Origin of the sequence: Stenotrophomonas sp. BR163 (genome assembly GCF_047520985.2) — a bacterium.
Taxonomy (GTDB): domain Bacteria; phylum Pseudomonadota; class Gammaproteobacteria; order Xanthomonadales; family Xanthomonadaceae; genus Stenotrophomonas; species Stenotrophomonas sepilia.
In genome coordinates, this window is the sequence record NZ_JAXBRE020000032.1 from 19,015 (window position 1) to 38,386 (window position 19,372).

14 protein-coding genes and 1 pseudogene are annotated in these 19,372 nt (G+C 68.5%); 2 read left to right on the plus strand and 13 right to left on the minus strand.

Annotated features, from left to right (window positions below):
• Positions 1–70: 70 nt before the first annotated feature.
• From ACM0PY_RS18585 to ACM0PY_RS18600, 4 genes are all read right to left on the minus strand, one after another.
• Positions 71–385 carry an I78 family peptidase inhibitor gene (locus ACM0PY_RS18585; protein WP_414609484.1) on the minus strand — a complete coding sequence of 105 codons (315 nt, stop codon included), beginning with the start codon at positions 383–385 and terminating at the stop codon, positions 71–73.
• Positions 386–463: 78 nt separating this feature from the next.
• Positions 464–1,486: a ribonuclease H-like domain-containing protein gene (locus ACM0PY_RS18590; RefSeq protein ID WP_180886367.1), complete on the minus strand. Its 1,023-nt coding sequence runs from the start codon at positions 1,484–1,486 to the stop codon at positions 464–466.
• On the minus strand, positions 1,483–3,972 hold the full coding sequence (locus ACM0PY_RS18595) for a DEAD/DEAH box helicase (RefSeq protein ID WP_134972710.1): 2,490 nt from the start codon (positions 3,970–3,972) through the stop codon (positions 1,483–1,485). Before ACM0PY_RS18595 ends, ACM0PY_RS18590 begins: the two co-directional genes overlap by 4 nt.
• A 97-nt stretch (positions 3,973–4,069) precedes the next feature.
• Positions 4,070–5,353 (minus strand): hypothetical protein, encoded by a 1,284-nt coding sequence (locus ACM0PY_RS18600; RefSeq protein ID WP_495493283.1) that lies wholly within the window; start codon positions 5,351–5,353, stop codon positions 4,070–4,072.
• A 56-nt stretch (positions 5,354–5,409) separates the two neighbouring features.
• Between ACM0PY_RS18600 and ACM0PY_RS18605 the strand changes: the two genes are divergently transcribed.
• A complete protein-coding gene (locus tag ACM0PY_RS18605; RefSeq protein WP_134972711.1) occupies positions 5,410–5,928 on the plus strand; it encodes a hypothetical protein in 519 nt (172 codons plus the stop codon).
• A 40-nt stretch (positions 5,929–5,968) separates the two neighbouring features.
• Entirely contained in the window at positions 5,969–6,643 is a 675-nt protein-coding gene (locus tag ACM0PY_RS18610; protein ID WP_134972712.1) for a hypothetical protein, read from the plus strand.
• A 99-nt stretch (positions 6,644–6,742) separates the two neighbouring features.
• Here ACM0PY_RS18610 and ACM0PY_RS18615 read toward each other — a convergent pair whose 3' ends face one another.
• The 9 genes and pseudogenes from ACM0PY_RS18615 to ACM0PY_RS18655 all read right to left on the minus strand — a co-directional run bounded on the left by ACM0PY_RS18615 (position 6,743) and on the right by ACM0PY_RS18655 (position 19,086).
• Positions 6,743–8,551 carry an amino acid adenylation domain-containing protein gene (locus ACM0PY_RS18615; protein WP_414609485.1) on the minus strand — a complete coding sequence of 603 codons (1,809 nt, stop codon included), beginning with the start codon at positions 8,549–8,551 and terminating at the stop codon, positions 6,743–6,745.
• Positions 8,548–10,716, minus strand: a complete 2,169-nt coding sequence (locus ACM0PY_RS18620; protein WP_180886361.1) for a hypothetical protein — start codon at positions 10,714–10,716, stop codon at positions 8,548–8,550. Before ACM0PY_RS18620 ends, ACM0PY_RS18615 begins: the two co-directional genes overlap by 4 nt.
• The gene (locus tag ACM0PY_RS18625; protein ID WP_134972774.1) at positions 10,713–11,834 is read right to left on the minus strand and encodes a BatA domain-containing protein; all 1,122 of its coding nucleotides are present in this window, start codon (positions 11,832–11,834) and stop codon (positions 10,713–10,715) included. Before ACM0PY_RS18625 ends, ACM0PY_RS18620 begins: the two co-directional genes overlap by 4 nt.
• Complete coding sequence (locus ACM0PY_RS18630) at positions 11,831–12,727, minus strand: DUF58 domain-containing protein (RefSeq protein WP_180886359.1); 897 nt, start codon at positions 12,725–12,727, stop codon at positions 11,831–11,833. Before ACM0PY_RS18630 ends, ACM0PY_RS18625 begins: the two co-directional genes overlap by 4 nt.
• A gap of 7 nt (positions 12,728–12,734) precedes the next feature.
• A complete protein-coding gene (locus ACM0PY_RS18635) occupies positions 12,735–13,718 on the minus strand; it encodes an AAA family ATPase (protein ID WP_180886357.1) in 984 nt (327 codons plus the stop codon).
• Between the two features lie 16 nt (positions 13,719–13,734).
• On the minus strand, positions 13,735–14,442 hold the full coding sequence (locus ACM0PY_RS18640) for a DUF4159 domain-containing protein (protein WP_061479902.1): 708 nt from the start codon (positions 14,440–14,442) through the stop codon (positions 13,735–13,737).
• Positions 14,442–15,776 (minus strand): TldD/PmbA family protein, encoded by a 1,335-nt coding sequence (locus ACM0PY_RS18645; protein WP_111202111.1) that lies wholly within the window; start codon positions 15,774–15,776, stop codon positions 14,442–14,444. Before ACM0PY_RS18645 ends, ACM0PY_RS18640 begins: the two co-directional genes overlap by 1 nt.
• Before the next feature lie 20 nt (positions 15,777–15,796).
• Complete coding sequence (locus tag ACM0PY_RS18650; protein ID WP_061479900.1) at positions 15,797–17,431, minus strand: TldD/PmbA family protein; 1,635 nt, start codon at positions 17,429–17,431, stop codon at positions 15,797–15,799.
• A 30-nt stretch (positions 17,432–17,461) separates the two neighbouring features.
• Positions 17,462–19,086, minus strand: a pseudogene (locus ACM0PY_RS18655) (TldD/PmbA family protein).
• Positions 19,087–19,372: the final 286 nt, after the last annotated feature.

Here is a 19,372-nt window from a genome sequence, read left to right on the forward strand (position 1 = left end):
GGCCTTCACCGGCAAGACGGCTGTCGAAGCCACCATCAAGAAGCTGGTGGCCGGCACTACCCTGGGTCGATCAACCGCAGCTGGCGCGCTCGATCCGGTTCTGCGCATCCACCTGCACCGTCACGCGGTCCTGGCGGAAGTCCATGGTCACCGCCATGCCCGGCTTGACCACCCGTGCACCGCGCGCGCCGCTGGCGGCCACCAGCTTCTTGATGGTGGCTTCGTCAGCCGTCTTGCCGGTGAAGGCCTCGAGCGCCTCCGGCTTGCATTCGTGCGCGGCGTCGGCCACGGGCGCCGGCGTGGGATCGTGGGCGGTGCTGCCGCCGGCGTGGCTGCAGGCGGCCAGTGGCAAGATGGCAAGCAGGGCAAGCGCATTGAGGCGCATCGTCGGGCTCCAGGCGTGGATGGTGGCGGCAGTGTCACCGCAACCACCGTCAGGGCATGTCAACGCGGCCCCGTGTCATTACTGCCCGACCAGCGCCAGTGTCTCGCGCTCGCGCTGTTCCTCGCGCACCAGCCGCTGCAGCAGCAGGGCCAGGGTCACCACGTCCTGGTGGTTGTGGTCGGCCACCCGGCGCAGGTTCACCGCGTCGCCGCCGCGCAGGAAGCGCAACCACGCACCGGGTGCCTCCGAGCCCGGCAGATCGTCCTCGCGCACCACGCGCAGCAGCTGGCGTTCGATGGTGGACAGCTTGCAGTTCTCCCAGCTGCCGCGATAGCGACGGCGCGTGGGGTAGAGCAGGTCGACATGGTCCAGTGCGGTGATCGGGTCCGGCTGCCGGGCCAGCCGGTAGCGCGCCTTCAGCAGCGGCGCATCGTAGCTGCGGCCGTTGTAGCTGCAGAACACGGTGGACGGTTGCAGCCAGCGGGCAAAGGTGGCCAGCATCGCGTCCTCGGCGGCCATGGTGGCCATCAGCAACTGGCGGATGCGCAGGCCCTCGCCACGCTGCGGGCACACATGCCAATCGGCCGCGCCGATCATGAAGGCACGGGTGCCGGTGCCGCCGGCCAGGCCGGTGGTTTCGGTATCGAAGAACAGCAGGTCACGCGCAGCCACGTGCTCGCCGTCGCGACGGGCGAAATCAAGCGACAGCGGTTGTGCCGGGATCGCCTGCGGCTGCAGCGATTCGATCAGGAACAGGCCCGGTGCGATCTCCTCACCTGGCAACTGACGGTCCTGTGCGCTAGCGCGAGCAGGAGCGGGGCCGCCGCGCGTGCGCAGGCCGAGCAGGCGATGCAGGCTGCCCACTTCGGGCCGACGCAGTGCGGGCGGCGCCGTGGCAGGTGCCGCAGCGCCGGTCGGCTTGTGGCGGATCTCCTGCTCGACCCAGGCGAACACCGAACGCTCGGCCGGCGGTTGCCGCGCATCGTTGGCGGCCACAGGTGCCGGTGGCGCAGGGGGCACGTCCGGCACGGCCGGTGTGCTCGCCTTCGGGTCGCCGGCCTGCCTGCGCAGCAGGCGCAGCTTGTCCAGGCTCAGGCTCACGGTGCCAGCAGCTCCATCGGATCGCCCGTGGTCACCACCACGTCGGGTACGTGCCGGCAGGCCTCGGCGTCGAACAGGTCGAGCACGCGCAATGCCAGCGCACGTGGCGAGGTTTCATCCTCTTCCTGTGCAGCCAGCACCGGGCCGACGCAGGCCGGGCAGCCGGCCTTGCAGTCGCAGCGTTGCACCAGTTCACGCGCGCGCTGCACCAGTTCGGCCTGACGCTGCCACAACGGCTCGCTGAGGCCGACGCCACCGGGGAAGTTGTCATACAGATACACCGTGGGCACGAATTCCTGCAGCAGTTCGACAACGCCAGGATCACCCTCGCTGCCGCGCAGCTGGCCGCGGCCGCTCTGGTCGGCGATCGCAAACCAGGAACCATCGCCGTTGCCGACCGACTTCTGCAGGTCGCGCGCATCGGCCATCACCGCCACGGTGGCGACGATGTGCAGCGCATACGCCGCACCGAGGAAGCCATCGAGCGCATCCTGCCTGCTGGCGAACGCGCGCAGCAGCAGTGCCTGCGGCAGCTGCCACCACACTGCGGTGGTGTGCAGTTCCTGGTCGGGCAGGTTCACCGGGCCGTAGCCGATGTTTTCGTGGGTGTAGTAGCGGATCTTCTTGTAGCCGGCCACGCGCCGCACCACGTGCACTTCGCCATGGTGCGAATCACCGCGCCCGGCCACGCCACCATCGAAGCGGTCCAGCACCTTGAGCTTGGTGAAATCGATGCTGTCGGTGTAGTAATCCACATGCGTGCGGGTGACGTAGGCCTTGCGGCCCTCCCAGTCGAGCGTCTCCACCTGGTAGGGCGTGGACTGCACCATGTGGATGGCGCCTTCATACAGCGTGAGCGCGGCGGCGGAGTAATCGACCTCGGCGATGATCTGCTGGCGGCCGTCGCTGCGGTCGACCACCACGAAGTTGCCATCGGCCACCGCGCGCAGGCTGACCGCGTTGGCCGGATAACTGTCGGCAATCCATTCCCAGCGCTCGCCTTCGCGGTGGATGACTTCGGTTTCGGCCAGCGCTTCCAGGAACACTTCCGGGTCGATCGGGCCGAAGCCATCGCCGACCCGGAACGGCAGTTCAAAGGCCGCGCAGCGAATGTGGTCGAACAGGATCAGCGGCTGGTCTGGCGCAATGCGCGCATGTTCGGGCGAGGCTTCGGCGAAGAAGTCCGGGTGCCGTACCACGTATTGGTCCAGCGGCTGCGAACTGGCCACCATCACGCCGAGTGCGGGTTGCTGGCGGCGACCGGCACGGCCGAAACGCTGCCAGGTGGCGGCCACGCTGCCGGGGTAGCCATTGAGGATGACCACGTCCAGGCTGCCGATATCCACGCCCAGCTCCAGCGCCGAGGTGCTGACGATGCCGTCGATGTTGCCGGCACGCATCGCACGCTCGGTCTCGCGGCGTTCGGTGGGCAGATAACCGCCGCGGTAGGCGCGGATGCGGGGCGGCTTGCGCGGGTCGTGGTCGAAGATGTCCTTCAGGTACTTGGTCAGCACTTCGACCATCAACCGGGTCTGCGCGAACACCAGGGTCTTCAGCCCGGACTTGATCGCGATGCGGGCGATGCGGTTGCTCTGCGAGCGCGCCGAGGCACGCAGGCCCAGGTCGGGGTTGATCACCGGCGGGTTCCACAGCAGCACCTGCTTCGGCCCGGTGGGCGCACCGGATTCAGTGATGGCAGTCACCGGGGCCTCGATCAGCGCTTCCGCATGCGCCTGCGGGTTGCCGATGGTGGCCGAGCACAGGATGAACTGGGGTTGCACACCATAGAACGCGCAGATGCGCTTGAGCCGGCGCAGCACGTTGGTGACGTGGCTGCCGAACACGCCGCGATAGGTGTGCACCTCGTCGATGACGATGTAGCGCAGGTTCTCGAAGAACTGTGCCCACTTGGTGTGATGCGGCAGGATGGCCTGGTGCAGCATGTCCGGGTTGGACACCACGATGTCGCCATGCAGGCGGATCGCCTGGCGCGCATCGCCGGGGGTGTCGCCGTCGAAGGTGAAGGCCTTGACGCCGAGGTCGCCGGCACGATTGAGTTCCAGCAGCTCGGCCACCTGGTCCTGGGCCAGTGCCTTGGTTGGGAACAGGTACAGCGCCTTGGCCTTGTCCTGCATGGCCGCGCTGACCACCGGCAGGGTGTAGCACAGCGACTTGCCGCTGGCGGTGGGGGTGACGATGGCCACGTGCTCGCCGCGCTGGCTGGCCTCCCAGGCTTCGGCCTGGTGGCTGTAGAGCTGCTCGATGCCACGTGCCTTCAGTGCAGCGGCCAGCGCCGGTGGTACCGAGTCGGGAACGGGCGCGTAGCGGCCTTCACGGCCCGGAATGGCGAAGCTGCCGGTGATGCGGTCCTGGTAGCGGCGCTGCAGGCGCGCGCTGAGCAGGGCGCCGTCGCGGGCGGGCAGGCCATCGCGGGTGGCGAGCTTCTGCTCGGCATCGGCGGTGCGCTTGGCGAGTTCGTAGGCCATGGAAGAGGGAGGGAGCCGGGACGGATTGCGAGGGGTCACATGGCACCACATCCGTGTCTCAGGATGTGAGACACCAGCATGGGAACGCGTGAACCGTTCAGTGCCACGGGTCGGGACGCTGCGCGATGTCCGCGTCAAGCGCGCGGCGGCGGAGCAGGAACTGCACGGTGCAGACCACGATCTGCACCGCGTGCCAGCCCGATGCCAGCACGGCGAGCACCCCCCAGCCATAGGCAGCCGCCCATGCAGGATCCGGACGGGGCGGCGGCGTTCCGCCAGTGCCGAACACCAGCACGCACAGGAGCAGGCCCAGCCATGCCAGATGCCACGACCCTCCTGTGGGCGGATAGCGCCGTCGGTCGCTGGCGAGGCACCATGCCGTCCCTGCGCCCAACACCCATCCATCACAGGCGCGCACTTCCAGCACCATCGAGCGCCCGCGGGAGAATGCCGCTGCGTGCTCCCATTCCGCAGGAAGCTGCACACGCCGGTCATTGCCGAGCAACCACACCCGGGATGCCTGGGTAGTGCGCTGGTAGACGCGCAGGCGTCCGCGAACCTGCAGCACGCGCTGAGCTGTCGCGGGGCTGTTGCGGCGAGGAAGTGCCAGCCAAGCCGCCAGTCCGGCGATGGCGAGCAACGGTATGGCCAGCAGCGCCGGGGCGCCAGCGGCGGCCCACAATGCCAGTGCGGCAATCACCAGCGGGGAAGGGCGCAGGCCGGGTCCCCGTCGCATCGAAACTTCCTCGGGTGTCTCCAGGCGCTCGCCACAGACGCGGCTGGTGGCTGCATCCGGCCGTGCAGCAGCGATGGTGAAGCCATTGAGACGCACCACCAGGGCCACGTGCTCACCCAGTACGACTTCAGCTTCATTGTCTTCGGAGACGTCGGGCCATGCCTGTCTTGGCAGCAGCACGGGAATGCCACCCAAGAAGCCGTCACCGATCGGGAAGCTGTTCCGCCACGCCCCACCGGTGAAGGCGCCATGCAGCCGTTTTACCTGGTCGTCGTGGTCGCAGCCGGTCAACGCGCGCACCGGTGCCAGTGCCCTGTGTTCGTCCGCGCCCAGCGTCCGCAGCGTGCTGCTCCGGCGCAGCGAGGCGATGCCTGCGCGGACACGTGACGTCCATTCGGCAGCGCCCGCGATGACCATCAGGCACACGACCGCCAGACCAACCAATACTGCTGCGCGCGACATCAGCAGGCGACCTGCCGGCGCGGCAGGCGTGTGGAGGGAGCTGTCATCAGCGTGGGTCTTGACGGGAAACCCGCAGGATGCCGTGCCCATCCCACGGCGGGAATGAAGCTCATTGCAAACTTCAGTGTCCGGGCCGCGCAACGATGATGCGCGACACAGCCTGAATGCCCCCGTCGATGCCAACGAAATCTGAAGCCGGCATCCGTATGCTTGGGCGCTGGACACAACCAACAGGGTGGATGGCTGTGGCACGACGTGGAACGCAGGGAGCACTCCTGGCCGGCATGCTGCTGGCCGGCATCGCACAGGCGCAGCAGGCCGCGCCGGTGGCGGTGCCCGATCCTGCACCCGTTCCCCCCGCAGATGCGCTGTCTGCCCCCACCGCACCGATCTCCACCACTTTGCCGCAGGACAACGTCACCACTCTCGGCGAAGTGCGTGCGCTCAAGCCCGATGACGAGCCGCTGGACCTGTACCGCTTCAAGAACCCGGTGAAGTTCGGCGATAACCGTTTCAGCCGCGACTGGAGCGAACCGCCATCGCCGGAGCAGGTCAGCATGGGCGGTGGCTACATCATGATGGGCGTGGTCAAGGGTGTGCTGGCGGCAGCCAAAGGCATCAACAAACTCACCGGCGGTCCCGACCAGATCCAGGCGGCCGTGGCGCGGCCACCGCCAGAGCTCAGTGCCGAACAGCAGCGGCGCGCGCTGCGGTTCTCACAGGAGCAGGATGCCGGCGACACAGCGCCAGTGAAGTAGGCCGGTATATCCTGCGGGCTCCCCCACCGGTAATGCTGTCATGTCCCTGCGTTCATTCTGCCTGCTGGCCGCGTTGCTGCCGGCCTCCGCGTTCGCGTCCGATATCGCCGATGGCGGCGCCTGCCGCAATGGCGCGTTCCCCTCCCAACAGAGCCGGTTCGCGCTGGCGCGGGTGGTCGATGCACCGCGCCTGTACCTGCTCGGCGACATGGAGGGCTGCCCCGCCAAGGGCGAACCGGCCTGCCGCCAGCGCAGCTATGTGGTCAACGGCGATACGGTGGTGACCGGTCGCGACCTGGGCCGCTACCGCTGCGCGTTCTTCCCCAACAAGGTGGGCGGCAGCGCCGGCTGGGTCGACCGCAGCAAGCTGCAGCCGTTGCCGGTGGCCGTGCCCACGCTGCAGGACTGGACGGGCCACTGGAAAGATGGCGACAACGGCCTGCGCATCACCGTGCAGGGTGGGCAACTGCACGTGGATGGCGACGCCTACTGGCCCTCGGCCAACCCCACGCCGGAACAGCGCCCGTACGGGCCGAACCTGGGCCAGGTGGAAGCGCGTGCCATACCGCAGGGTGCCGATGTCGAGTTCGCCGAGGATACGTGCCGGGTGCGTGTGCACTCGCTGGGTGAGGTGCTGATCGTGGCCGACAACAGCGAATGCGGTGGCATGAACGTGCGCTTCAATGGCGTGTACCGGCGCGCGGGAACGCGTTGACCCCGCCGAAAGACGCCAGCCAAGGTTGGCGTCCATCAGGGCAACCGGCCAGTAGATCCACGCCATGCGTGGATGCCGCCCGCGATCCCATCGTCGCGGTCAGCGCCGCCGCTCCAACCACCACAGCAGCGATGCGCACAGCACGAACGCCAGCCACCACGGCCAGCGCGATCCCGGCACGGGTCGCATCAGCGACGCGGTTGCCGGGGAGCTGCCCGCCAGCGCCTGCGTGGTTGCATCGATCATTGCCTGCTGATGCAGCGCGGGCGCGTCCTTCGGGTCGAACGCATAGCGCCAGAGGGTAGCGTCACCGTGCTGTAGGCGCTGCCAGCCCGCCTCGCGCGGCCACCAGCCCGCGCAGCGCAGGTCTGACGTCGCGCCATCGACGATCAGCGGCGTGCCTTCGCCGCGTGCGTTGAAGGCTTGCAGCGGCGCCTGCACGCCGCACAGCGCCTGCCGTTCGCCCGCCCAGCTGATCGGCTGTGGCGACCACAGCGCCTCAGCGCTGCCCTGCGCCCGCGCCAGCGTGGCAACCACGCCGCTCCACAGTTCGCCGTGGCGGTCATCGCGGCCGGCTAGCACCCAGCGCCAACTGTCGGTTATGGGCAGCAGGCCGATGCGGCCTTTGCCGGTAGCGCGCCAGCCGCCGACAGCCTTGCCGGTGCGATCGTGCAGCAGCGCGTTGCTGCCAGGTACCTGCAGCCCCAGTGCTTCCAGTGTGGGCAGCGCGGCCTCGTGCGAACTGCGGTCTGCCTGTTCGCCGTAGCCGGTCGGCAGCGTACCCGCGGCGAGCGGGCCACGTCGTGCGGCGAGGACCGCGCTCTCGCCGTCGCCGGGAAGTTCGAGGACCTGGCTGCTGCCATCACCCCGCAGCGGCAGGCCCAGATCGCGCAGGCGCTGGCGCGCGCTGGCCGAAGGCGCGCCCGCACTGCGTACCAGCACGCCCAGTCCTTCGCGCAGCGCCTGCCGCACAGCGGCCAGCTGGGCGGCATTCAATGCCGCCAGGCTGCGCTCGTCCAGCAGCAGCAGATCGCTGCGCGCCAGCGACGCCGCGTCCAGCGGCAAGGCGCCGTCGCCGACGCTCAGGCCGGCTCCGGTATCGGCCTGCACCTGCACGCGGATGCCGGCATCGGCTGCCCATCGGCGCAGGTACTTCAGTTCGGGGCCCGGCGCGCTGGCGCGTACCTGCAGGCGCAACGGCGCCGCCGGCAGGGTCTGCTGCGGCACCGGCACGTTGTCCACCACATGGCGGTCGGCATCGAGCAGGCGCAGCTGGAACACGCTGCGGCCTTCGGCGCGGGTGATGCCACTCAACTGAACGTGGCCATCGTCGGCAACATCCGCGCGATCGACCACGCTGCCGGCCGGGTCGAGCAGTTCCGCCTTTGCCCTGGCAACGCCACGCGCCTGCGCCCATACCTCGAAGCGTGCGCCGGGCGCGGCGTCGGCCGGTGGCTGCAAGGCGACCCAGCCGCGCGGCGGTGCTGCCGGCTGCCAACGTACGTCGCGTGGCAGTACCGCATCGCGATCGCGTGCGACCAGGCCGGCACCGACCAGGGTGAGCGTGGAGGCCGGATGCTGCCGCAGCGCGGTGGCCAGGTCGGGTACGCGCTTTGCGCCGGGCACATCGGCAGCTTCCGGCAACAGCCACAGCGGACCTTCGCTGGCCGGGAACGCGCCGGCCTTGCCGGCATCGATTCCGAGCACAACCAGCCCGCCTGCGGGTTGCTGGCGGGTGGGCGGCGCCAGGCAGAAATACAGCAGCGTGGCGACGATGACCTGCAGCCCGATCACCCCCCAGCGGCGGACACGGTGCGTGGTGTTGCCGTGCGACTGGCGAACGCTGGCGATCGCCACGATCACAGCGAGTGCCAGGGCGATCCACAGGTTCAGGCCGGAGGGGTTCATGGCTGCGCCTCCAGCGCGTCCAGGTAGCGCTGGCCCATCGCATCGGCGGCACCGCGCCGCATCGCCTGCGGCAGTGGACGCTGCAGCGCCCGCCACAACTGAGCGCGCAGGCGCTGGCGGCAGTCGCGGCAACCGGGCTCGATGCGCAGCTGCTCGATGGCGGCAGCCAGATCAAGGGCATCGGGCAGGTAGGCGGCATTGCGCTGCTGCCAGGCAGCGAGTGCGTCGAGGTCGGGCACACTGGTGTCATCACCGAGTCGCTGCCAGGCTTCGATGATGGTCGGGTCGGGCGGCGCTCGTGCGGCCAGCGGCAGTTCGCGACTGGCCAGTCCGGTGCGATCGCCGCCCAGCCGACGGCCTTCATCGATCGGCGGCAGCTCCGGTCCCACCCGCGCCAGATAGATGCGTTCGGCCTGCTGCACCTGCTTGATGAACCCCAGTGCCTTGTAGGCGAACGGCAGTGCCTGCTCCGGACGGCCCTGGCGCAGCTCGCCTTCGGCCGACCACATCTGGTCCAGCGCGGCCTTCAGCGTGGCCCGGGTCTGCGGGTCGAGCAGGGTCGCGGCTTCGGCATGGTCATGGGTGTGGCCGTATTCGGAGAGCACATCGGTGGTGCTGCCGAACACCGGTGGCGAATCGGCATTGGACGCCTTGCCGCCGTGATCGTGGCCATGCTCATCGTGTGCCCCGGCCTCGGTGCCATGGTCGTGCTCGTGCTCGTCGTCGTGGCTGCCTGCAGCTGGCGCATCGCTGGTGGGCAGGTCGCTGGTCGGCGGCGGCTTCGGTGCGCCTTCGCTTTCCTCACCCAGGAACTGGCCGTAGCGCAGGCGCAGGATGCGCTGGTCGACACCGATCGCATCGCTGCGCTTCACGAAGTCCTCGGCGGCGAGGCTGCGTCGCTGCCGGATCAGCGCTTCGGCATCGATGATGATCTGCCGCTGGCTGCGGAAGTAGGCCGGCAGCGTCTTCTTGATGCGGCCTTCCAGTTCGGCACCGAGTGCAACCTCGGCGCTGGGCAGGCGCAGGATCACGCTGCTGCTGCGCCCGGCCTGCGGTGTTGGCGCGTGGTTGTCGCGTACTTCCAGCTGGGCGATGACATCGCTGCCGGGCTGCGCGCCCAGCGCAGCCAGGTCGAGGCTGTGCGCGAAACGCCGTGCAGTCGCTTCGCCGCTGCCGGTGAGGCCGACACTGCGGCGAACGAAGGTGATGTTCTCGCCGCTGCCCTGGGTAATGGTGATCGACAGCGTTGCCTGCGTGGCCACGGCGTAGTCATCGCTGGCTTCGAAGCGCAACGACCACTGGCGTTGCCCGGGCGTGCCCAGCACCAGGGTCGCGGCGGGCTCCAGCACGCGCACGCTGGGCGCACGATCAGCGACCACGTCCAGGCGATGCAGGCGGGTCTGGGCCAGTGCAGGTTCGCTCACCACGCGGTACAGCACAGGCACGCGCGCCACATCCTGCGCCAGCCACTGCCCATCCTGCTCGCTCAGCGGCAGCCGGCGGCCGTCGTGGAACTGTAGCCATGCCTTGTCCGGCGCGCGATCGAAGCGCAACGACCACGACAGCCGGCTGTCCGCGGCGACCTTGGCATCCAGCGCGTTCTGGGTGCGCGTGGCCTGGCCGGTATAGGCCGGTGCGTCGATCCGCAGGCGGGGGGACTGAAGGTGCAGCGGGCCGGCGGCAGCCGTGCTGACAGGCGCCGATGTGCGGGCCGGCGCGGAGTCGGGGCCGGAACGTGGCCAGCCGAATGCCAGCGCAGTGATCGCCAGGCCTGCGACCCAGCTCAGGGCCAACGCCCTGCGCGGCCAGCGCTGACGCAGGTCCGGTGTCGCGCGCTCCAGCGTGGCCAGCACATGCGCGCGCTGGCGCTGCTGCAGCGGATTGAGCATGGCGGCATCGGCGAACAGCAGGTCGGCACTGTCCTCGCTGGCACCGCTGGCATCAAGCTGGCGCTGCACCCACTGTGGGTCCAGCTGGCGGGCATGTGCCGTGGCGAGCGCTGCGCAGGCGAGCGCGCTGACCGTGCCGACCACGCAGGCGATATCGAAGCCCGCCAGGCGCAGCGCCAGCGTCGTCGCGGCCAGCGCCCACGGCAGGCCCAGCAGCAGGGTAACGAGTGCACGGCGACGGCGTGCGCGTTGCCAGGCGTACTGCAGGGTGTTCATGCGGCCACCCTGCGCCGGCGACTGCTGGCCATCCAGCGCTCCAGCGCGAACAGCAGCAGGATGGCCAGCAGCAACCACGTGGTTGGCTCACGCGCTGGGGGCGCTATGGCGGGCAGTGCGGCCCGGCGTGGTGCCTGGTCCTGTGCATCGCCGAGGCGCGGTGACGCTGGCGGTTGCAGCGCCAGCAGCAGGGCACGCGGCAACTGCGGGTCGCGCAGCGCAGCGTTGCCTGAGGCATCCCAGTCGCCGGGCAGTGACAACAGGACGCCGTGGCCGATGCGCTGTTGCCACAGCACTGGTGAGCCGTCGGCGTTGCGCAGCAGGATGCCGGCGTCGCCAGCAGGCTCGCCGGCGCTCACTGCACGACCGCCGTGGCGCAGCCATGCCTGCCAGCTCGCCGGCAGTGCATCGCTGCGGCTCCATACGCCGATCTCGCCGCGTTCGGGCAGGGCATCGGCCGACAGAGGAGCGAGCGGCGCCTGCATGCCCCACGCGCGTTGCAGTGCGTTCACCCAGTGCTGGGCGGCGGCCGGCGCATCGCTGTGCACGCGCAGACGCGGCACCGTCGCGGCACTCGGTTGCGGAGTGGCCGGTACCGGTTGCGGCCGCCACTGCACTTCGCGCGACAGCTGCAGACGGGTGCCGTCCAGACCGGGCAGGGGATCGGGAACGTGCACGGTCAACGCGGTGCCCGCGGGCAGCTGTGCGTCCAGCTCGCGCAGCAGGCTGGGCAGCGATGCGCTGGACGCTGGTGGTGGGTGGTCGATAGCGGGGAAGCCGGGTGCCAGCCAGTGCCAGTTGCCCGCTTCGGCAGTGCCGCGCAGTGCGGTCGCGTCCAGTCCGGGAGCCACTACCGTCCACGCGGTGGGGACGGGCGCGGGGCCGGTCAATGCAGGGCGTGCCAGCAGCAAGGCCAAAGCAGCCAGTAGCAGCAAACGCACCAGTAGCAACGGCCAGTCATCGAAGCGGATGCGCTGGCGCGGGCGGATCTGCGCGCGCAGCCAGCGCAGCGCGGCGAAATCCAGCGGCGTGTACGGATGGCGCCGGGCCAGATGGATCAGCAGCGGTAGCAACCACGCAGCGAGCGCGGCCAGGCCCAACGGGAACAGCAGGGTCATGCACTGCCCCCACGGCCGAACAGCGCCTGCAGGGGTTGATCCAACGGCTGGTCGAGCCAGCCGGTGGCACTGGCGATGCCGCTGGCCTGCAGGCGCGACTGCAATGCGTTGCGTGCGTCAGCGAAGCGCTGCAGGTAGTCGGTGCGGATCACCGCGCCATCGCCCAGCAGTTCCTCGCCGGTTTCCGGGTCGCGGAAGCGATGGCCGGCGTCGAACGGGAAATCGCGCTCGTCGGCGGTCAGGATCTGCAGCAGTGCCACTTCACGGCGTGCGCTGGCCAGTTGCTCCAGCAGCACGATGCAGGCCGCGTCGAAGCCATCACCCATCGCCAGCAGCAGGTCGCCCGGGCGCACGCGCTCCCACAGTGGCCGCAGGCGTTCGGCCGCGGGCCAGGTGCCGCGCGCCTGCAGGGCATGCAGTTGCAGATGCACGCGGTCACGCTGGCGTGCGCCGTCCGCTGCGGGCACCAGCTGCAGTCCATCGCCATTGATCGCCAGCAGGCCGAAACGGTCGCCCTGCTGCAGCGCCAGTTCCACCACGCAGGCGGCCACGCCGCGCATGTGATCCAGGCGCGTGCGCTGCGGTGCCGCGCGATCGGCCTGGCCGGCCGAGGCGGTGGAATCGAGCAACAGCCAGACCGTGATCGGGCTTTCCCGTTCGGATTCGCGCACGAAGAAGCGGTCCGAACGCGCGTACAGCTTCCAGTCGATCTGGCGCAGCTCGTCGCCCGGTTCGTAGGCCCGGTACTGGGCGAACTCGAGGCCGGCACCGCGGCTGCGGCTGGCGTGCTGGCCGATGCCACTGGCACCGCTGGCCAGGCGCGGCCGCAGCCGCAGCAGGCGCAGGCGCGCACGCAGTTCCGGTGGCAAGGTCAGCGGGGTACCGGCGTTCACGCGTGGATCAACCCGGGAACGGCACGGCCTGCAGCAGGGCGGCGACCACGTCGTCGGCACGCTTCTGCTCGGCCTCGGCGGCGAACGACAGCAGCAGGCGATGGCGCATTACCGGCGCGGCCAGCGCCTGCACGTCCTCGCGGGTGGCGGCGAAGCGGCCCTGCAGCAATGCACGCGCTTTTGCCGCGAGCACCAGCGACTGCCCGGCGCGCGGGCCTGCGCCCCACTTCACCCATTGGTTGATCGCTGCCGGCGCGCCTTCGCCTGGCCGGCTGGCGCGCACCAGGCGGGTGATCCAGGCCAGCACGTCGGGGCTGACATGCACCTGCCGCACAGCCGCCTGCAGGGCGATCACCGCTTCGGCATCCATCACCTTCGGCACCGCGTCGGTGGCGCCGCCGGTGGTCTGTTCCAGGATCTGCCGTTCCTCGTCTTCGCTGGGGTAATCCACCAGCACATGCAGCAGGAAGCGGTCCAGCTGCGCTTCGGGCAGCGGGTAGGTGCCGGCCTGCTCGATCGGGTTCTGCGTGGCCAGCACGAAGAACGGCGCGGGCAACGCGTAGGTGGTGCCGGCGTAGCTGACGGTGCGTTCCTGCATTGCCTCCAGCAGTGCGGCCTGGGTCTTGGGCGGGGTGCGGTTGAGTTCGTCGGCCAGCAGCAGGTGGGTGAAGATCGGGCCCTGCTGGAAGCGGAAATGGCGATGGCCGGTGCCATGGTCCTCCTCCAGCAGCTCGGTGCCGAGAATGTCGCTGGGCATCAGGTCGGGGGTGAACTGCACGCGCCGGAACTGCAGTTCCAATGCCTGGCCGAGTGAGCGCACCAGCAGGGTCTTGCCGAGCCCGGGCGCACCTTCCAGCAGGCAGTGGCCACCGGCCAGCAGGCCGATCAACAGCTGCTCGACCACCGTGTGCTGGCCCACCACCGCGCGTGCAAGCGCGGCGCGCAGTTCATCCAGGCGCGGCAGCAGGGAATCGAGGTCGGGGGAGTTCATGGGCGTGCAGGTCCTGTCAATTGTTCAACGCGTACATCACGATGTTGACGCCAAATCGGGTGTTGTCTTCGGCCAGGAAGCGCTTGTTGCGCCAGTCGTAGTCCCACTCGCAGCCGTAGTCCTTGTTGCTGTAGAGCAGGCCCAGCCGACCCTCGACCTCGATGCCTTTCAGATAGTCGTGCACCAGGTCGTCGCCCCAGCCGTTGAGTTCGAAGCTGGTGGCGGGCGGACCGTCCGGGAAGCGGAAGAAACTGCGGTACAGCGCGTGGCTGTTGGGCAGTTTCTGCAATGCCTTCGGGCCGAACAGCCGGCCCATCTGTGCCTCGAACGAGGTGGCGAACAGGCCGTCAATGTCATGGTTGCAGTCGTCGACGAAGACGAAGCCGCCATTGCGCACGTAGCGCACGAAGTTCTGCCGTTCGGCGGCGTTGAACTCCACCAGCGTGTGCCCGGCCAGGTAGCAGAACGGCGCTTCCAGCATGCGCGGGTCGGCCAGGGCCACCACGTGTTCCTGCGGGTCCACGCGCAGCGATGTGTAGTCGATCAGCGAGGTGATCAGGTTGGATGGCATGCGCGCGTCCACGTCCCAGTCACCGGAGTCGTACTGCAGGCGGGTGAACCAGAAGTCGTAGCGCGAACTGCGCGGGCCTGCCTGTGCCCAGGCAGGCAGCGCCGCCGCCGAAGCGGCAGCGGCCAACCAGCGCAGGCAGGCCCGGCGATCCATCAGACCGCGTCGGACAGCGAGGTGAAGGTGAAATCGCGCAGCTTCATCGGCGGGATCATCATCACGTAGCTGGATTCATCACCGGCCACGCGCACCGGCTTGCCCAGCTCTTCGATGTTGTTGAGCATGATCACCGGCGACTCGTTGAAGCGGAAGTTCTTCACCGGGTGCTTGATCTGGCCGTTCTCGATGTAGAAGGTGCCGTCGCGGGTCAGGCCGGTCAGCAGCACGGTCTGCGGATCGACCATGCGGATGTACCAGGTACGCGTGACCAGGATGCCCTTCTGGGTGCCGCGCACCAGCTCGGCGGTGCTCTTGTCGCCACCGCTCATCAGCAGGTTGCCCGGCGAGGCCTTGGCGGTCTTGCCCTGCTTCTGCGCCCAGAAGCGCGAGTAGTCCAGGTTGGCGATCCTGCCGTTCTCGATGATGGCCATGCGTTCGCGCGGCAGGCCTTCGTTGTCCCACGGCAGCACCGGCGCCTCCGGATGCCACGGGTCGGCGATCATGGTCACGCGCGGGTCGTAGACCTGCTCGCCCAGCTTGTTGCCGCCGCCCTTCTTCGACAGGAAGCTGCGGCCTTCATCGGCCGAGCGTGCACTGAAGAAGTTCATCATGAAGCTGATCAGGCCTGCCGCTGCGGCCGGCTCCAGGATGACCGTGTACTTGCCCGGTTCGAGTGCCTTGGCTTCGGCCGATTCGGTGGCCTTGCGCATGGCGATGCGGATGTCCTGGTCAGCCTTGAAGTCCGCCGCGTCCTTCAGGTTGCGGCCGACCCAGCCCGAACCGCGGCCATCTTCGGTGCGCACAGTGCAGGTGTAATCGAAGTTGGTGGTGCGCTGGTAAGCGAAGTTGCCGTTGCTGTTGGCGGTGGCCTGGAAGCCCTGGCCGTCCTCCAGGAAGCCGGCGGCGACCAGGCCGTGGCCGCGGCACGGGGCGATCGAATCGGCAGCGACCTTCGCACGGAAGGCCGGATCGATCGCGGCGGTGGATTCGCTGAAGGTCGGGCTGGCGCGGTAGCTCTGCTTGCCGATGGCCGGCATGAACTCCGGGTTCTCCGGGGCCAGGCGGGCCAGGTCTTCGGCACGGCGTACCACGCGTTCCAGCGCGGCGTCGTCGAACTCGTTGATCGAGGCAGTGCCGACGCGCTTGCCGAAGGCGACGGTGACCGCCAGTTCGGTGTTGTCGACGATGCCGCTGGTGGAGACATTGTTCAGCGCGAAACGGATGTTGCCGCTGATTGCACCGGCCAGCACGGCGGTGCACTCGTCGGCCTTGGACAGGGCGATGACCTTGTCGAGGATGGCCTTGGCCTGGGCTTCGGTGAAGATACTCATGTGTAAGGGCTCCTGACCGGTCAGCCGAGGCTGCGTGCGGTGTTGATGACGTTGATGCCGTTGAAGCGCGCGGTGGACGAGCCGTGCGAGACCGCCGAGACCTGTCCCGGCTGGCCCTTGCCGTCGAAGAACGAACCGCCCAGGCGGTAGTCGCGCTCGTCGGCCACGGCGGTACAGGCGTTCCAGAATTCCGGCGTGCGGATCTGGTAGGCCACGTCTTCCAGCATGCGGGTGATCTGGCCGTTCTTGATCTCGTAGAACAGCTGGCCGCCGAACTGCGCGTTGTAGCGCTGCTGGTCGATCGAGAACGAACCGTCACCGATGATGTAGATGCCGTTCTCCACGTCCTTGATCAGGTCCGGCACGCTCAGCGGCTTCTTGCCCGGTGCCATCGACACGTTGGCCATGCGCTGGAACTGCACGCTGGACCACGAGTCGGCATAGCAGCAGCCGTCGGACTCGGTCTTGCCGAGGATGTGCGCCTGGTCGCGGATAGTCTGGTAGTCCACCAGCTTGCCGTTGCTGATCAGGTCCCAGCGCTTGCACTTCACGCCTTCATCGTCGTATGCCACGGCGCCAAGGCTGCCCGGCTGGGTCTTGTCGGCGAAGATGTTGACCAGCTCGCTGCCGTACTGGAAACGCTGTTCGCGCTTGTCCAGGGTGGCGAAGCTGGTGCCGGCGTAGTTGGCTTCGTAGCCGAGCACGCGGTCCAGTTCCAGCGGGTGGCCGATCGACTCGTGGATGGTCAGCCAGGTGTGCGACGGGTCGAGCACCAGGTCGTACTTGCCCGGCTTCACCGACGGTGCCTTCAGCTTTTCCTGCGCCTGCCGGGCGGCGGCGATGGCGTCTTCCTTCATGTCGTAGGAAGAACTGTAGTTGACCACGCCATTGGGGCTGACCACCTTGCCCGCGGCGGCGCCGTCCAGGTACTCGTAGCCCAGGCCCATCGGCGAGGACAGGCCCGAACGGGTGCGGAACTTGCCGCTGGCCTTGTCGATGGCGGTGACCGTCATCGGCGCCCAGATGCGATGCACGTCCTGGTCGATGTAGGAACCGTCGGTGGAGGCGAAGTACTTCTGCTCGTTGACCAGGAACAGCATCGAGTTGACGAAGCTGGCACCGGCGCCCATTGCGGCGGCGTTGACGTCCAGCAGCAGGCCGACCTTGTCCTTGATCGGCACCTCCATCGCATTCTTGCGGATCGGCGTGCGCCAGCTCACCTCACCCACGCCCGGCGCCTTGGCCAGCTGCACCGGCGCGGTCTGCACGCCGGCATTGGCCTTGGCGATCGCGGCCGCCTGCTGCGCCGCCTTGGCCACGTCGGCGGTGCCCAGCGCATTGGTGGCGGCAAAGCCCCAGGCACCATTGACGATCACGCGGATGCCCACGCCGGTGGACTCGGTGTTCACCACGTTCTGCACCTTGTCCTCGCGGGTGATCACGAACTGCCGCAGGTAGCGGCCGATGCGCACGTCGCAGTAGGTGGCACCGGCCTGGCGGGCGGCGGCCAGCGCCGCATCGGCCAGGCGCTTCTTCAGCCCCAGGTCCAGCGTGCTCTGCAGCTGCTCGGCGGCGATCACCTTGCCGAAGAAGGAGGGCACGATCAGCCCGCCCGCGGTAAGCCCGGTCAGGGCCAGGAAGTCACGTCTTTGCAAGGCTGCTCTCCATGTCGAAGGATGGGTGGCTCAAGCGCCGAGACTGCGCGCGGTGTTGATGATGTTGATGCCGTTGAAGCGGGTGGTGGACGAACCGTGCGAGACCGCCGAGACCTGTCCCGGCTGGCCCTTGCCATCGAAGAACGAACCGCCCAGGCGGAAGTCGCGTTCATCGCATATGGCGGTGCAGGCATTCCAGAATTCCGGCGTGCGGATCTGGTAGGCCGCATCCTCAACCATGCCGGCGATCTTTCCGTCCTTGATCTGGTAGTACAGCTGGCCGCCGAACTGCGCGTTGTAACGCTGCTGGTCGATCGAATACGAACCGCGGCCGTGGATGTAGATGCCGTTCTCCACGTCCTTGATCATGTCCTCGACGCTGAGCGGTTGCTTGCCCGGCGCCAGCGAGACATTGGCCATGCGCTGGAACTGCACGCTGGACCAGGAATCGGCATAGCTGCAGCCATGCGATGCATCGCGGCCGAGGATGTGGGCTTCATCGCGGGTGGCCTGGTAGTCGACCAGGATGCCGTCGCGCACCAGGTCCCAGCGCTGGGTCTTCACGCCCTCGTCGTCGTAGCCGACCGCACCGAGGCTGCCCGGCTGTCGGCGAAGAAGGTGACGATGTCGCTGCCCCAGCGGAAGCCGGCATCGCGCTTGTCCAGCGTGGCGAAGCTGGTACCAGCGTAGTTGGCTTCGTAGCCGAGCACGCGGTCCAGCTCCAGCGGGTGGCCGACGTTCTCGTGGATGGTCAGGAACAGATTGGACGGGTCCAGCACCAGGTCGTACTTGCCGGGCTTCACCGATGGCGCCTTCAGTTTCTCGCGCGCGTGGCGGGCGGCCGCAATGGCGTCCTCGACCGGGTCGTAGGAATCGCGGTAAGCAGTGATGCCGCCGGGCAGCTGCACCTTGCCGCGCGCATCGCCATCGAGGAACTCATAGCCCATGCCCATCGGCGAGGACAGGCCGGCGCGGGTGCGGAATTTGCCGCTGGCCTTGTCGATGGCGGTGGCGGTAAACGGCAACCAGATGCGGTGGATGTCCTGGTCGATGAACGAGCCGTCGCTGGAGGCGAAGTACTTCTGTTCGTTGACCAGGAACAGGGTGGAATTGATGTAGTCGGCGCCCGCATCCAGCGCAGCGGCATTGAGGGCCAGCAGCAACTCGACCTTGTCCTGGATCGGCACCGCCATCGCGTTCCTGCGGATGGGCGTCTGCCAGCGCACTTCACCGACCGACGGCGTGGGTGCCAGCTGCACCGGGCGGGTCTGGATGCTGGCGTTGGCGCGAGCGATTGCCGCCGCCTGCTCGACCGCTGCGCGCACGGCGGCCTCGGTCTGCTGATGGGTGGCAGCAAAGCCCCAGGCACCGTTGACGATCACCCGCACACCCACGCCGGACGATTCTCGGTTGGTTATATTGCCGACCTGGTGCTCGCGGGTGATCACCGACTGGTTGAGGTAGCGGCCGATGCGCACATCGCAGTAGCTGGCCTTGGCCGAGCGTGCGGTGGCCAGGGCGACCTCGGCCAAGCGCCGGCGCTGGGCGGTATCGACCGGCGCCAGCAGCTGCTCGGCGGCGATGGCACGGGAATGCGGCAACAGCAGGCCGGCCAGGCCCAGGCCGGAAAAAGCCAGGAACTCACGTCGTTGCACAGCGTCTCTCTCTCGCTTGCATGCGGTCGGCAACGCGCCGGACCGATCACGTCAACTCCTCGACTTTCGCCAGCGCAGCGCAACCGGGCAAGTGACTGCAGTCATGGTTGGGGAGGGTTTCGGCAGGGCTTGCAGCCCTGCACCTGCTCAATGCAACGGCAACGGCAACGGCCAAAGCCAGAGCCAGAGCGGCATTCCGTGGGTGGGCGGGGCGGTGTCGGAGTGCGGGGACGCCGCAAGTACGTCCGTGTAGGCTTGGCAGCCGCATCCATGCGGCTGACACCCC

Bases quoted from the DNA above. Each gene is read 5' to 3' on its own strand.
- ACM0PY_RS18585 (WP_414609484.1), bottom strand. From the start codon at position 385: ATGCGCCTCAATGCGCTTGCCCTGCTTGCCATCTTGCCACTGGCCGCC.
- ACM0PY_RS18595 (WP_134972710.1), bottom strand. From the start codon at position 3,972: ATGGCCTACGAACTCGCCAAGCGCACCGCCGATGCCGAGCAGAAGCTC.
- ACM0PY_RS18605 (WP_134972711.1), top strand. From the start codon at position 5,410: ATGGCTGTGGCACGACGTGGAACGCAGGGAGCACTCCTGGCCGGCATG.
- ACM0PY_RS18610 (WP_134972712.1), top strand. From the start codon at position 5,969: ATGTCCCTGCGTTCATTCTGCCTGCTGGCCGCGTTGCTGCCGGCCTCC.
- ACM0PY_RS18615 (WP_414609485.1), bottom strand. From the start codon at position 8,551: ATGAACCCCTCCGGCCTGAACCTGTGGATCGCCCTGGCACTCGCTGTG.
- ACM0PY_RS18620 (WP_180886361.1), bottom strand. From the start codon at position 10,716: ATGAACACCCTGCAGTACGCCTGGCAACGCGCACGCCGTCGCCGTGCA.
- ACM0PY_RS18625 (WP_134972774.1), bottom strand. From the start codon at position 11,834: ATGACCCTGCTGTTCCCGTTGGGCCTGGCCGCGCTCGCTGCGTGGTTG.
- ACM0PY_RS18635 (WP_180886357.1), bottom strand. From the start codon at position 13,718: ATGAACTCCCCCGACCTCGATTCCCTGCTGCCGCGCCTGGATGAACTG.
- ACM0PY_RS18640 (WP_061479902.1), bottom strand. From the start codon at position 14,442: ATGGATCGCCGGGCCTGCCTGCGCTGGTTGGCCGCTGCCGCTTCGGCG.
- ACM0PY_RS18645 (WP_111202111.1), bottom strand. From the start codon at position 15,776: ATGAGTATCTTCACCGAAGCCCAGGCCAAGGCCATCCTCGACAAGGTC.